At 71.0% G+C, this 12,951-nt stretch carries 12 protein-coding genes; 1 reads left to right on the forward strand and 11 read right to left on the reverse strand.

Annotated elements, in window-relative coordinates:
• Nucleotides 1-86: 86 nt before the first annotated feature.
• From tpiA to O3W51_RS08090, 9 genes are all read right to left on the reverse strand, one after another.
• Nucleotides 87-863 carry a triose-phosphate isomerase gene (gene tpiA, locus O3W51_RS08050; protein WP_138356330.1) on the reverse strand — a complete coding sequence of 259 codons (777 nt, stop codon included), beginning with the start codon at nucleotides 861-863 and terminating at the stop codon, nucleotides 87-89.
• Nucleotides 864-869: 6 nt separating this feature from the next.
• Entirely contained in the window at nucleotides 870-2,084 is a 1,215-nt protein-coding gene (locus O3W51_RS08055; protein WP_138356329.1) for a phosphoglycerate kinase, read from the reverse strand.
• A gap of 101 nt (nucleotides 2,085-2,185) precedes the next feature.
• On the reverse strand, nucleotides 2,186-3,190 hold the full coding sequence (gap, locus tag O3W51_RS08060; RefSeq protein WP_138356328.1) for a type I glyceraldehyde-3-phosphate dehydrogenase: 1,005 nt from the start codon (nucleotides 3,188-3,190) through the stop codon (nucleotides 2,186-2,188).
• Nucleotides 3,191-3,574: 384 nt separating this feature from the next.
• A complete protein-coding gene (whiA, locus tag O3W51_RS08065; RefSeq protein ID WP_138356327.1) occupies nucleotides 3,575-4,552 on the reverse strand; it encodes a DNA-binding protein WhiA in 978 nt (325 codons plus the stop codon).
• On the reverse strand, nucleotides 4,543-5,550 hold the full coding sequence (locus tag O3W51_RS08070; RefSeq protein ID WP_381587700.1) for a gluconeogenesis factor YvcK family protein: 1,008 nt from the start codon (nucleotides 5,548-5,550) through the stop codon (nucleotides 4,543-4,545). Before O3W51_RS08070 ends, whiA begins: the two co-directional genes overlap by 10 nt.
• Nucleotides 5,547-6,470, reverse strand: coding sequence for an RNase adapter RapZ (gene rapZ, locus O3W51_RS08075; protein WP_138356326.1), 924 nt, complete (start codon nucleotides 6,468-6,470; stop codon nucleotides 5,547-5,549). Before rapZ ends, O3W51_RS08070 begins: the two co-directional genes overlap by 4 nt.
• A 45-nt stretch (nucleotides 6,471-6,515) precedes the next feature.
• The gene (uvrC, locus tag O3W51_RS08080; RefSeq protein ID WP_138356325.1) at nucleotides 6,516-8,525 is read right to left on the reverse strand and encodes an excinuclease ABC subunit UvrC; all 2,010 of its coding nucleotides are present in this window, start codon (nucleotides 8,523-8,525) and stop codon (nucleotides 6,516-6,518) included.
• A gap of 74 nt (nucleotides 8,526-8,599) precedes the next feature.
• Nucleotides 8,600-9,472, reverse strand: coding sequence for a hypothetical protein (locus tag O3W51_RS08085; RefSeq protein WP_138356324.1), 873 nt, complete (start codon nucleotides 9,470-9,472; stop codon nucleotides 8,600-8,602).
• Nucleotides 9,473-9,479: 7 nt separating this feature from the next.
• Complete coding sequence (locus O3W51_RS08090) at nucleotides 9,480-10,127, reverse strand: papain-like cysteine protease family protein (RefSeq protein ID WP_138356323.1); 648 nt, start codon at nucleotides 10,125-10,127, stop codon at nucleotides 9,480-9,482.
• 236 nt (nucleotides 10,128-10,363) lie between these two features.
• Here O3W51_RS08090 and O3W51_RS08095 point away from each other — a divergent pair, with 236 nt between their 5' ends.
• A complete protein-coding gene (locus O3W51_RS08095; protein WP_138356322.1) occupies nucleotides 10,364-11,275 on the forward strand; it encodes a hypothetical protein in 912 nt (303 codons plus the stop codon).
• A gap of 105 nt (nucleotides 11,276-11,380) precedes the next feature.
• Here O3W51_RS08095 and O3W51_RS08100 read toward each other — a convergent pair whose 3' ends face one another.
• Together O3W51_RS08100 and O3W51_RS08105 are read right to left on the reverse strand one after the other, a co-directional pair.
• Nucleotides 11,381-12,037: an MBL fold metallo-hydrolase gene (locus O3W51_RS08100; RefSeq protein WP_138356321.1), complete on the reverse strand. Its 657-nt coding sequence runs from the start codon at nucleotides 12,035-12,037 to the stop codon at nucleotides 11,381-11,383.
• A 34-nt stretch (nucleotides 12,038-12,071) separates the two neighbouring features.
• Nucleotides 12,072-12,803, reverse strand: a complete 732-nt coding sequence (locus O3W51_RS08105) for a maleylpyruvate isomerase family mycothiol-dependent enzyme (RefSeq protein ID WP_138356320.1) — start codon at nucleotides 12,801-12,803, stop codon at nucleotides 12,072-12,074.
• Nucleotides 12,804-12,951 lie beyond the last annotated feature (148 nt).

Below are 12,951 nucleotides of genomic sequence, written 5' to 3' on the forward strand. Positions count from 1 at the left end.
CGCAGGGCCGAACCGGGCGCCAGTGCGCCGGTCCGGCCCCGACAGGGTACTTCGTGCGGGCCTGCTAGGCCCACCGCCTGCTGGTCCTACTGGTCGCGGAAGCGGACGATCTTGACGAACTCCTCCGCGTCGAGCGCCGCGCCACCGATCAGGGCGCCGTCCACGTCCGGCTGCGCCATGATCGCCGCGACGTTTCCGGACTTGACCGAGCCGCCGTACTGGATACGGACCTTTTCGGCCAGCTCCTGGCTGTACAGCTCGGCGAGGCGGCCGCGGATGGCACCGCAGACCTCCTGCGCGTCCTCGGGGGTGGCGACCTCGCCGGTGCCGATCGCCCACACGGGCTCGTACGCGACGACGATCGTCTCGGCCTGCTCGGCCGGGATGTCCTGCAGCGCGCCGTCGAGCTGAGCGAGGGTGTGCGGGACCTGCTGACCGGCCTTGCGGACGTCCAGTCCCTCACCGACGCACAGGATCGGCGTCAGCCCGTGCTTGTACGCGGCCTTGATCTTGGCGTTGACGAGTTCCTCGTCCTCACCGTGGTACTGGCGTCGCTCGCTGTGGCCGATGGCCACGAACGTGCACTTCAGCTTGGCCAGCATCGATCCGGAGATCTCACCGGTGTACGCGCCGGAATCGTGCGCGGAGAGGTCCTGGGCGCCGTACTTGATCTTCAGCTTGTCGCCGTCGACCAGGGTCTGTACCGAACGCAGGTCGATGTAGGGCGGCAGGACGGCGACCTCGACGGCGTCGTAGTCCTTGTCGGTGAGCGCGAAGGCGAGCTTCTGGACGTGCGCGATGGCCTCGAGGTGGTTGAGGTTCATCTTCCAGTTGCCGGCCATCAGCGGGGTACGGGTGCTCATGCTGGGTCAGTCCTCCAGTGCGGCGAGGCCGGGGAGCGTCTTGCCCTCGAGGTATTCGAGGCTCGCGCCGCCACCGGTCGAGATGTGGCCGAAAGCGTTCTCGTCGAAGCCGAGGATGCGCACGGCCGCGGCCGAGTCACCGCCGCCGACCACGGTGAACGCTGGGCTGTCGATCAGGGCCTGGGCGACCGCGCGGGTGCCCTCGGCGTAGTCCGGGTGCTCGAAGACACCCATCGGGCCGTTCCAGAACACGGTGGCCGCGTCGGCGAGCTTCGAGGCGAAGAGCGCACCGGACTTCGGACCGATGTCCAGGCCCATCACGTCGGCCGGGATGGCGTCGACGTCGACGGTCACCGGGTTGGTCGGCGCCTGCGCCTTGAGGTCGGGGAAGGCGCCCGCGGCGACGACGTCGACCGGCAGCACGAACTCCACGCCCTTGGCCTCGGCGCGCTTGAGGTACTCCTGGACGACCGGGATCTGGTCCTCCTGGAGCATGCTCCTGCCCACCTCGTGGCCCTGGGCCTTGAGGAAGGTGAAGACCATGCCGCCGCCGATCAGGATCCGGTCGGCCTTCTCCAGCAGGTGGTCGATGACACCGAGCTTGTCGGAGACCTTCGCCCCGCCGAGCACGACCGCGTACGGCCGCTTCACCTCGGAGGTGAGCTTCTTCAGTACGTCGACCTCGGTGGCGATCAGGCCGCCCGCGAAGTGCGGGAGGCGCGCCGGGAGGTCGAACACGGAGGCGTGCTTGCGGTGCACGGCGCCGAAGCCGTCACCGACGTAGACGTCCGCGAGCGATGCCAGGCGGTCGGCGAAGGCGCCGCGCTCGGCATCGTCCTTCGCGGTCTCGCCCGCGTTGAACCGCAGGTTCTCCAGCAGCACCACGCCGCCGTCGGCCAGTCCGGCGACGGCCGCCTGCGCGCTGTCCCCGACGGTGTCGGCCGCGAACGCGACCTCCGTGCCGAGCAGTTCGCCGAGGCGTACGGCGACCGGTGCGAGCGAGAACTGCGGGTCGGGCTCGCCCTTGGGGCGGCCCAGGTGTGAGGCGACGATCACCTTCGCGCCCGCGGCGACGAGCTTGGTGATGGTCGGGACGGCGGCACGGATCCGGCCGTCGTCGGTGATGGTGGCGCCGGAGAGCGGCACGTTCAGGTCGGCGCGGACGAACACCCGCTTGCCCGCGACCTGTCCCTCGTTCAGGAGGTCGTCGATCGTCTTCATATCCGGTGGGCTCCTCGTGGTCGACAAGGGACAGGGCCCGGCCGACGCGTCATCGCGTCGGCCGAGCCCTGTCACTCACATCTGCGTGGCTAGGCCGTGACTCAGAGCTGGCCGCCGACGAAGGTGGTCAGGTCCACCAGGCGGTTGGAGTAGCCCCACTCGTTGTCGTACCAGCCGAAGATCTTGACCTGGTCGCCCTGGACCATGGTCATCTGCGAGTCGAACGTGCACGAGGCCGGCTCGTTGACGATGTCCGTGGAGACGATGAGGTCCTCGGTGTACTCGAGGATGCCCTTGAGCTGGCCCTCGGCCGCCTTCTGGAAGGCCGCGTTGACCTCTTCCTTGGTGACGTCGCGCTCGACGGTCACCACGAGGTCGGTGATCGAGCCGGTCGGGACCGGGACGCGCAGCGAGGTGCCGTCCAGCTTGCCCTTGAGCTCGGGGATGACCAGCGCGGTGGCCTTGGCGGCACCCGTGGAGGTCGGGATGATGTTGATCGCGGCGGCCCGCGCACGGCGCAGGTCGCTGTGCGGGAAGTCCAGGATCTTCTGGTCGTTCGTGTAGGCGTGGACCGTGGTCATCATGCCCTTGACGATGCCGAAGTTCTCCAGGAGCACCTTCGCCATCGGCGCCACACAGTTCGTGGTGCACGAGGCGTTGGAGATGATGTTGTGCTTCGCCGCGTCGTATTTCTCGTGGTTGACGCCCATGACCACGGTGATGTCCTCGTCCTTGGCCGGAGCCGAGATGAGGACCTTCTTCGCGCCGGCCGCGAGGTGCTTGGCGGCGTCGTCGCGCTTGGTGAAGAAGCCCGTGGACTCGATGACGATGTCCGCGCCGAGCTCGGCCCACGGCAGGTTCGCCGGGTCCCGCTCCGCCATCGTCTTGAAGGTCTTGCCGCCGACGGTGATGGTGTTGTCGGTGTGCGTGACCTCGGCCTTGAGACGGCCCAGGATGCTGTCGTACTTAAGAAGGTGCACCAGGGTCGCGTTGTCGGTCAGGTCGTTGACACCGACGATCTCGATGTCCGCGCCCTGCTCAAGCACGGCACGGAAGAAGTTGCGACCAATACGACCGAAGCCGTTGATGCCTACCCGGATCGTCACGAACCGATCTCCTCGCTGATGTGCCGGAATACACTCCGGCTGCGAAATATGGGATGTCCCCGACCACCCACGACCCTACCTCGCCCACGTGTTCCCAGTGACATCGACAGCGCCCGGACGGGCTCTGAGCGCCCGCTCAGCGGCCGTTTTCCCAGTTCACCCCACCTGTCACGGAGTGTCACCGTGGAAGCCGTCCGTAGCGGCTCCGGATGCTGAGACGGCCCGGCCCGCAATTCAACAAACCGTTCGGCGCCGCCACCGGGCCACGTCCGCACGGCGGTTGAGCTCCGCGTGGGGTCCGCGGCGCCGGCCGCACCCGGACGCACCGCGCCCCGGTGTCCTGTGCGGAACACCGGGGCGTGCGGTGGGTGAACAGCGGCGGAGTCAGCCGACCATTTCCTCGGTGAGGTTCGCCTCGGTGCCGGGCATCCCCATGTCGGAGGCGCGCTTGTCGGCCATGGCCAGCAGCCGGCGGATACGGCCGGCGACCGCGTCCTTGGTCAGCGGCGGCTCGGCGAGCGAGCCCAGCTCCTCCAGCGACGCCTGCTTGTGCTCGATCCGCAGCCGGCCGGCCGCCGCGAGGTGCTCGGGGACCTCCTCGCCGAGGATCTCCAGGGCGCGCTGCACCCGGGCGCCGGCCGCGACCGCGGCCCGCGCGGAACGGCGCAGGTTCGCGTCGTCGAAGTTCGCCAGCCGGTTCGCGGTGGCCCGGACCTCGCGGCGCATCCGGCGCTCCTCCCAGGCCAGGACGGAGTCATGGGCGCCGAGCCGGGTCAGCAGCGCGCCGATCGCGTCGCCGTCCCGTACGACGACCCGGTCGACGTTGCGCACCTCGCGGGCCTTGGCCGGGATCTGCAGCCTGCGGGCCGCGCCGACCAGGGCCAGCGCCGCCTCGGGGCCGGGGCAGGTGACCTCCAGCGACGAGGAGCGGCCCGGCTCGGTGAGCGAGCCGTGGGCCAGGAAGGCGCCGCGCCAGGCCGCCTCGGCGTCGCAGGTGGCACCGGAGACGACCTGCGGGGGCAGGCCCCGGATGGGACGGCCGCGGCCGTCCACCAGACCGGTCTGCCGTGCCAGCTGGTCACCGCCGGCGACCACCCTGACCACGTACCGGCTGCCGCGGCGCAGCCCGCCGGGGGCCATCACCACCAGGTCGGAGGAGTGGCCGAAGATCTCCAGGATGTCCTTCCGCAGCCGCCGGGCCGCGATCCCGGTGTCCAGCTCCGCCTCGATCACGATGCGGCCGCTCACCAGGTGCAGACCGCCCGCGAACCGCAGGATCGACGAGACCTCCGCCTTCCGGCAGCAGGTCCGGGTGACGGGGAGCCGGGAGATCTCATCCTTCACCGCTGGCGTCATCGCCATGGGCCGATCCTTCCACGCATACGAAAAATCCGGTCATACGCGGTGGCCAGCAGCTCCGGATCGTGCCGCGGCCCGTCGGGGGCCGCTATCCGCGCCAGCTCGACCGTGCCGCCCAACCCTTCGGCAGCCTTGACCAGGCTGTCGCGGTCGGGCACGGCGGCCTCGTCGGCCAACACCACGTCGATGGTGAGTTTAGGGGCGTGTCGGGCCAAAACCTCCAAGTGACGCTGCGGAGAAAAGCCGTCGGTTTCCCCCGGCTGGGGTGCGAGGTTCAGTGTGAGGACCTTGCGGGCCCGGGTGTTCACCAGTGCGTCGGCCAGCTCCGGGACCAGCAGATGCGGGATCACCGAGGAGAACCAGGACCCCGGTCCGAGGACCACCCAGTCGGCGTCCAGGACCGCCTGGACGGCCTCCGGAACGGCCGGCGGATCGGCCGGCTGCAGCCACACTTCCTGCACGTCACCGGGGGTGAGGGCGACCGTTGCCTGGCCCCGCACCGTGGTGGTCTCGTCGGGCGCCGCGGGGTCGTGCCCGCGGACGCTCGCATGGAGGTCCAGCGGCACCGCGGACATGGGCAGCACCCGGCCGTGCGCACCCAGCAGCCGGCCGACCCATTCGAGTGCCGCGACCTCGTCGTTGAGCTGCTCCCAGAGGGCGACAATCAGCAGATTGCCTACGGCGTGTCCGTGCAGATCGCCCTTGCTGACGAAGCGGTGCTGGATCACCTGCGCCCAGGTCCGCCCCCACTCGTCGTCCCCGCACAGCGCGGCCAGCGCCTTGCGCAGGTCACCGGGGGGCAGGACGCCCATCTCCTCGCGCAGCCGGCCGCTGGAACCGCCGTCGTCGGCGACGGTGACGACGGCGGTCAGGTCGCCGGTGATCCGGCGCAGGGCGCTCAGCGACGCGGACAGGCCGTGGCCGCCGCCCAGGGCGACCACTTTCGGCGGTACTCCGGAGCGACGGCTCGTGCGACGCAGGCGCCGTGCCGTCCGGATCACTCGCGCCCCATGTCCCGGTGGACGATGACGGTCTCCACCCCGTCCGAGGAGAGCCGCGCGGCGAGCCGCTCGGACATCGCGACGCTGCGGTGCTTGCCGCCGGTGCAGCCGACGGCGATCGTCACGTACCGCTTGCCCTCCCGGCGGTAGCCGGCGGCGATGATGTGCAGCAGCTCGGCGTACCGGTCCAGGAACTCCTTGGCGCCGGGCTGGTTGAAGACGTACTGGGCGACCTCGTCGTTCAGCCCGGTGTACGGGCGCAGCTCCGGGACCCAGTGCGGGTTCGGGATGAAGCGGCAGTCGACCACCAGGTCCGCGTCGACCGGGAGCCCGTACTTGAAGCCGAAGGACATGACGGTCGCCCGCAGCTCGGGCTCCCCGTCGCCCGCGAACTGGGCGTCCATCTTCGATCGCAGCTCGTGCACGTTCAGGCTGGAGGTGTCGATCACCAGGTCGGCCTCGCCGCGCAGCTCGCGCAGCAGATCGCGCTCCTTGGCGATGCCGTCCACGATCCGGCCGTCGCCCTGCAGCGGGTGCGGGCGGCGGACGGACTCGAAGCGGCGCACCAGAAGGTCGTCTGAGGCCTCCAGGAACACCACGCGGCGCTTGACGCCCTTGGTGTCGAGGTCGGCCAGCGACTCCCGCAGATTGTCGAAGAAGCGGCGGCCGCGGACGTCCACGACGACCGCGATCCGCGCCACATTGCCCTGCGAGCGCGCGCCGAGGTCCACCATGGTGGGGATCAGGGCGGGCGGCAGGTTGTCCACGACGAACCAGCCGAGGTCCTCGAGGCACTTGGCCGCGGTGCTGCGGCCGGCTCCGGACATGCCGGAGATGATCACCAGTTCGGGGATGGCCTCGGCGGCCTCACCCGCTCCACCGGTCGTCACGGTTGCTCCGTCTCCGTCGTTCTCTGTCATCGCTGTCTCCCCCGTTCCACTGAGGCGGCCCCCGGGTGCGGCCGTCTACTCATCCTCAATGATCTCTCCCGTGGCGGTGTTCACCGCGGGAACGGCGGGCGCGGCTGCGGCCAGGGCCGCGGCGACCGTCTCGGCCGTGCGGCGGCCGATGCCGGGCACCTCGCAGATCTGCTCCACCGTGGCGGCCCGCAGCCGCTTGAGGGAGCCGAAATGCTTGAGCAGCGCCTGGCGGCGCGTCTCGCCGAGGCCCGGCACCGCGTCCAGGGCGCCCGCCTTCATCGATTTCGATCGTTTGGTGCGCTGGTACGAGATCGCGAAGCGGTGTGCCTCGTCCCGGATCCGCTGCAACAGGTACAGGCCCTCGCTCGTGCGGGGCAGGATCACCGGGTCGTCGTCGTCCGGCAGCCAGACCTCTTCCAGGCGCTTGGCGAGGCCGCAGACGGCCACGTCCTCGATGCCCAGCTCCGCGAGCGCCCGCTGGGCGGCCGCGACCTGCGGCTGCCCGCCGTCGACGACGACGAGCTGCGGCGGGTACGCGAACTTGCGCGGCCGGCCGGTCTCGGGGTCGATGGGCCCGCCCACCGCCTCGCCGGCCTCGCCACCCTCGGCGCCGACCTCGCCGCCGGCCGCGCCGACGTCCCACTCGCCCGTCTTCTGCTTCTCCTGCAGATAGCGTCGGAAGCGCCGGGAGATCACCTCGTGCATCGACCGGACGTCGTCCTGGCCCTCGAAGGACTTGATCTGGAAACGGCGGTACTCGCTCTTGCGGGCCAGGCCGTCCTCGAAGACCACCATCGAGGCGACCACGTCGTCACCCTGGAGGTGCGAGATGTCGAAGCACTCGATCCGCAGCGGGGCCGTCTCCAGCTCCAGCGCCACGGAGATCTCCTCCAGGGCCCGGGAGCGGGTGGTCAGGTCCGAGGCGCGCTTGGTCTTGTGCAGCGCCAGCGCCTGCTGCGCGTTGCGCTGCACGGTGACCATCAGGTCCTTCTTGTCGCCGCGCTGCGGGACCCGCAGGCTGACCTGCGAACCGCGCCGCTCGCCGAGCCACTGGGTGAGCGCCTCGGCGGTCTGCGGCATGGCCGGGACCAGCACCTCCTTGGGGACGCCCTCGCCCTTCTCGTCACCGTAGAGCTGCTGCAGGGCGTGCTCGACGAGGCCGGCGGTGTCGACCGCCTCGACCTTGTCGGTGACCCAGCCGCGCTGGCCCCGTACCCGGCCGGCGCGGACGTGGAAGATCTGGACGGCCGCCTCCAGCTCGTCCTCGGCGACCGCGATCAGGTCGGCGTCGGTGGCGTCGTTGAACACCACCGCGTTCTTCTCCAGGGCCCGCTTGAGCGCTTCTATGTCGTCACGCAGCCTGGCGGCCCTCTCGTACTCCATCTCGCCGGCCGCCTCCCGCATCTGCTGCTCCAGGCGGCGCAGATACGTGCCGGTGCGGCCGGCCATGAAGTCGCAGAACTCCTCGGCGAGTTCGCGGTGCTCGTCCGGAGTGACGCGGCCGACGCAGGGCGCGGCGCACTTGCCGATGTAGCCGAGCAGGCAGGGCCGGCCGATCTGCGCGGACCGCTTGAACACCCCTGCGGAGCAGGTCCGCACGGGGAAGACCCGCAGCATCAGGTCCACGGTCTCGCGGATCGCCCAGGCGTGGGCGTACGGCCCGAAGTACCGCACGCCCTTCTTCTTGGGCCCGCGCATCACCTGCACCCGGGGGAACTCCTCACCCATGGTGACGGCCAGCGAGGGATAGCTCTTGTCGTCCCGGTACTTGACGTTGAACCGGGGGTCGAACTCCTTGATCCAGGAGTACTCCAGCTGCAGCGCCTCGACCTCGGTGCCGACCACGGTCCACTCGACGGACGCGGCGGTCGTCACCATGGTGGCGGTGCGCTGGTGCAGGTTGGCGATGTCCTGGAAGTACGAGGAGAGCCGCTGGCGCAGGCTCTTCGCCTTGCCGACGTAGATCACCCGGCCGTGCTCGTCCCGGAACTTGTAGACCCCCGGCGAGTCGGGGATCTGACCCGGCTTCGGTCTGTAACTGGAGGGGTCTGCCATGCCACCACCCTACTGGCGGGCGGTGACATTCCCGGTCCCGGCACGGGTCACGCGCGGGGACCGGGAATGACGGTTCAGCTACGCCGCGTGGTGCGGCGGCGTACGCCGAAGGCGAAGGCGGTGATCAGCGCCAGACCGGCGCCGACCGCGCCGAGCGGGGCGCCCTTCCCGAGGTGCCCGTCCGCCGCGCCGGCCCGGGCGGCCTGCGCCTCGGGGGCCGCTGCGACAGCCGGAGCGACGGCCGGAGCTGCGGCGGGACCGATGGCCCCGGGAGCGGCTCCGGGAGCGGCCCCCGTGTCGTAGCCGCCGCCCAGGCCCGCCCGGTCGTACGCCGAGCCGGGCAGCTTGTCCCCGTACCTTCGGTGGACGAGCTGCTGGTAGCCGGCCAGCGTGGTGCCGGCGGCGCCGACGGCCTTGACCGCGTCCGGATCGAGCGGCAGGACCCTGCCCGCGCGCACCACGTACCAGGCGTCGATCTGCGGTTCCCGGAAGACCGTGGAACCGGGCTGAGCACCGCCCTTGGCGACGTAGTCGGTCTCGTCGCTGCCGGTGGCGATGTTCACCACCTTCCAGCCGGTCCCGCTGCGCACCGTCCACACGGAGGCGGTGTGCCCGTCGGCGGAGACCGCCTTGGTGGCGGCGAACTCCGGCAGCGCGACGGCCGCGCCCCGGTCGCCCGCGACGAAGCCGGGGTTGAGGGTGTTGACAGTGACGGTCGCGCCTTCGAGGTGCGGCGCCGCGGCCTTCAGTGCGGTGACGCCGTCACGGGCGAAGAAGCGGGAGAGCGTGTCGAGGGTGGCCGGCGCCGCGGCGGCTTCGCGGGCGGCGGCGGAGGCGGCGGGTGTGTCGTCGGCGTGCGCCACGGGGACGGCGGCCAGGGTGAGTCCGCCGGACGCCAGGGCGGCAACCGCGACTGCCGCGATCTTGTGTGTCGTGCTCGTCTTCATCGGCGCCTCACGCTCCGATCCGGTAGAGCGAATGGGTCCAGGAGAACGAGCTGTTGTTGACGTAGTACGAGTAGTCCGCCCAGTTGTAGCGGTAGTTGGACGGCCACGGGTCTCCCCAGTAGACGAAGTTGGTGGCGGTGTCGTAGCCGTAGAGCACATGCATGTGCCCGCCGCCGGAGCTCCACGCGATACGGGTCTCCACCGGCCGGTTGGCGCTGATCTCGCTCTGCACGGTGGTGTAGCGCAGATAGCCGGTGACGTAGCTGCCGGGGTTGATGCCGGCCCAGTCCAGCGCGTTCTGCACGTTGTCCAGCGACGCCTGCCAGTTGCCGCAGGTCGAGCCCTGGGCCCGGTTGAAGGCCGCGTTGCAGAACTGGTTCTGCGAGTAGGAGCGGCCGAACCAGGTGGCGATGGTGTTGCCGCTCGCGGCCCAGCACCAGTTGGTGTTCTGCTGCGCCTGCATGGTGATGTTCAGCTGCTTCGCGCCGGCCAGGGTGCTGGTCGCGGCGGCGGGTGCGGCGAGGGATGCGGCGGCAGGTGCGGCGCCGGCTGTGGGGGTGCCGGTGATGCCGAGGCCGAGTGTCGCGGCGAGTGCGAGCACGACCGCCGCGAGGCGCCCGCGGCCGCGCAACCGCATGCGGAGGGGATGGAGCATGGCGTTCCTCCCTGTCGGGAAGTGGGGGGTGGAGGAGCGCGTCCGGACGCTGGATCAGAGCATCGGGTGTTGTCGGGGACCGGTCAACGGGCTTCAATGTGGGGGCGAGCCAGGTGTGAACGCCCGCGGTACGGGTGTGAACACAGGGATCGGATCAGCAGGTCAGCAGCGTGCCGCGAGACGTACCGGCCACCACGTGGGTGAACGTTCACAGACCGCGCGGCCGGAGGAGCGCGATGTCGCAGAGAACCGCATTGTCCGAGGCGCTGCGCACCGGACCCTTCCACCACGCGCTGCGGACCGCCGTGGCCGCCCGCGGTCTGGCCCTGGAACGGGTCCGGCACCGTCTCGCGCAGCGCGGCGTGCGGGTGTCCGTCACCAGCCTCAGCTACTGGCAGAGCGGCATCCGCAGACCGGAGCGGGCCGAATCGCTGCGCGCCGTCCGGGCGTTGGAGGACGTCCTGGAACTGCCCGCGAACTCCCTGAGCCGGCTGCTCGTCCCCCGCACGAACCCCGACCGGCCGCCGGCCCGCTCCTACCAGTACCTGATGGAACCCGCCGCGGCCCTGGAGACCCTGCTCGCGGAGCTCGGCTCCCCGGCGGACGGCGGGCTCCACACCGTCGTGCACTACGAGCGGGTGCGGATCGGGGAGGCACGCGAGCTGCTCGCCCACGACTCACAGCATGTGGTCCGCGCACACCGTGACGGTGTGGACCGCTATGTGGCCATCCACCACGGGGACCCCGGCTGCGATGTCGAGCGGGTCCGGGTGCGGGCGGCCGACAACTGCCGCGTCGGACGGGTCAGACGGCACCAGGAGTCCGGCGTGGTCGTCGCCGAGCTGCTCTTCGACGGCCGCCTGCGCGGCGGCGACACCGCCCTGCTCGGCTACGGCTTCGACGACGGCAGCGGCCCGCCGAGCGGCGAGTACGTCCGCGGCTTCCCCTTCGGAGGCGGCCAGTACGTCCTCCAGGCCGCCTTCGCCCCGACCACCCTCCCGGTCCGCTGCCGCCGCTTCGAACAACCCACCCAGGGCGCCCCCCAGCAGGCGGTCGCCGAACTGCTCCTCAACGGCCGCGGCACCGTCCACTTCGTGGAGGAGACGGTACGGCCGGGCCTGCTGGGCATCGCGTGGGACTGGTCCTGAGGGGCCGGGCGGTTCCGGCCGGTCGGTCCTGAGGGGTGGCGCCAACGCACTCAGGACGGATCCGTCGGCGTGGGGCCGGCCCGTTGCCGGGCCGCCCCCACCCGGTCACCAGCCGCGCTCGCGCCACTCCGCGAGGTGGGGGCGCTCGGCGCCGAGTGAGGTGTCGCTGCCGTGGCCCGGGTAGACCCAGGTCTCGTCGGGAAGGGCGTCGAAGAGCTTGGCGGTCACGTCGCCCAGGAGGCGGGTGAAGGCCTCCGGGTCGTCGTGGGTGTTGCCGACGCCGCCGGGGAAGAGGCAGTCGCCGGTCCACAGGTGCGGGTGGCCGTGCGGGTCGTCGTAGACGAGGGCGATGCTGCCGGGGGTGTGGCCGACCAGGTGGCGGGCGGTCAGCTCGATGCGCCCGACCCGGACGATGTCGCCGTCCTCGACCAGGACGTCGGTGGGTACCGGGATGCCCTCCGCGTCGTAGCGCCCGGCATGGGTGCGCGCGCCGGTGGCGGCCTTGACCTCGGCGAGGGCGCTCCAGTGGTCGCCGTGCCGATGGGTGGTGACGACGGAGGCGATTCCGTCGTCACCGATCAGGCCGAGCAGCGTCCGGGGCTCGGCGGCCGCGTCGATCAGCAGTTGGTCACCGGAGTCCCGGCAGCGCAGCAGGTACGCGTTGTTGTTCATCGGGCCGACCGCGACCTTGGTGATGATGAGGTCGGTGAGCTCGTGCACGTCCGGCGCGCCGCCGACCTTCACTTCTCCGTTATAGGGCATGCCGCCCAGGTTAGTGGCGCCCAGGTCAATGGCGTCAGATGAGCGGTGGGAGGACGGGCAGCGGGTGGTCCGGGACGGTGGTCAGGCCGTCGCCCTTGGCGCGGCCGCTGACCCAGGCCAGCAGGGCGTTGCCGGTACCGCTGACGGTGAGCTCCGGCTCGGTGGCGGCGCCGAGATCCCAGGAGGATCCGCTGCCGGTGTCGTGCAGCCGGACGGCGGCGACGCCCTCGTGGCCGGAGAGGCCGTCGAGGAGCGCATCGAGCTGCCGCCCGGTGAAGTCCGCCGGCAGATCGTCGAAGCCGCAGCCGATGCCGAGATCCACATGGTGGAAGTTGATCTCGACGAGCCGCCGCCACGGGATCTCGGCTGCGGCGATCACCTTGCCGGACCGCATCCGGACCTGGGCGGCCCAGGCCTGCGGCGGGATCTCCCCGGTGGCCAGCGCGAAGCGGTCGGCGGAGGTGCGCAGGTCGTCGAGGTGCTCGGCGAGCGGGCGGCCGGCGCCGTCGGCGATGTCCTTGTCGCGCACCTCGGTGCTGATGTACTGCGGGGTCTCCTCGCCGGTGCGCGCCCAGGTGAGGAGGTTGACGAGCGAGTCGGCGTTGCGGGCGAGGTGGGCCAGGACGTGGCCGCGGGTCCAGCCGGGCAGCAGCGAGGGCTCGGCGACCGCGGTGGCGGGGAGCGCCGCGACCGCCTCGATCAGCCGTTCGGTGGCTGCTTGTACGGCAGCCGCATCGCGGGCGGGGTCGGGTCGTTGGACGGACACAGGGCCTCCTGATCGACAACGTGCTCGACAGCTTGATCGACGGTGCACGGACGACGCTAGCGCGGTCACTCGGTCGGGTGAACATGGCAGCCGCCCTCCGTAAATCGAATGCGCGTGCTATAGGCTCGGTGTGTCACAACAGGAAGAA

Source organism: Streptomyces sp. H39-C1, from assembly GCF_027158125.1.
GTDB classification, from domain to species: Bacteria; Actinomycetota; Actinomycetes; order Streptomycetales; family Streptomycetaceae; genus Actinacidiphila; species Actinacidiphila fildesensis.

Excerpts from the sequence above, each read along its gene's own strand:
- tpiA (WP_138356330.1), bottom strand. The coding sequence starts at position 863 with ATGAGCACCCGTACCCCGCTGATGGCCGGCAACTGGAAGATGAACCTC.
- O3W51_RS08055 (WP_138356329.1), bottom strand. The coding sequence starts at position 2,084 with ATGAAGACGATCGACGACCTCCTGAACGAGGGACAGGTCGCGGGCAAG.
- whiA (WP_138356327.1), bottom strand. The coding sequence starts at position 4,552 with ATGGCGATGACGCCAGCGGTGAAGGATGAGATCTCCCGGCTCCCCGTC.
- rapZ (WP_138356326.1), bottom strand. The coding sequence starts at position 6,470 with ATGACAGAGAACGACGGAGACGGAGCAACCGTGACGACCGGTGGAGCG.
- uvrC (WP_138356325.1), bottom strand. The coding sequence starts at position 8,525 with ATGGCAGACCCCTCCAGTTACAGACCGAAGCCGGGTCAGATCCCCGAC.
- O3W51_RS08085 (WP_138356324.1), bottom strand. The coding sequence starts at position 9,472 with ATGAAGACGAGCACGACACACAAGATCGCGGCAGTCGCGGTTGCCGCC.
- O3W51_RS08090 (WP_138356323.1), bottom strand. The coding sequence starts at position 10,127 with ATGCTCCATCCCCTCCGCATGCGGTTGCGCGGCCGCGGGCGCCTCGCG.
- O3W51_RS08095 (WP_138356322.1), top strand. The coding sequence starts at position 10,364 with ATGTCGCAGAGAACCGCATTGTCCGAGGCGCTGCGCACCGGACCCTTC.
- O3W51_RS08100 (WP_138356321.1), bottom strand. The coding sequence starts at position 12,037 with ATGCCCTATAACGGAGAAGTGAAGGTCGGCGGCGCGCCGGACGTGCAC.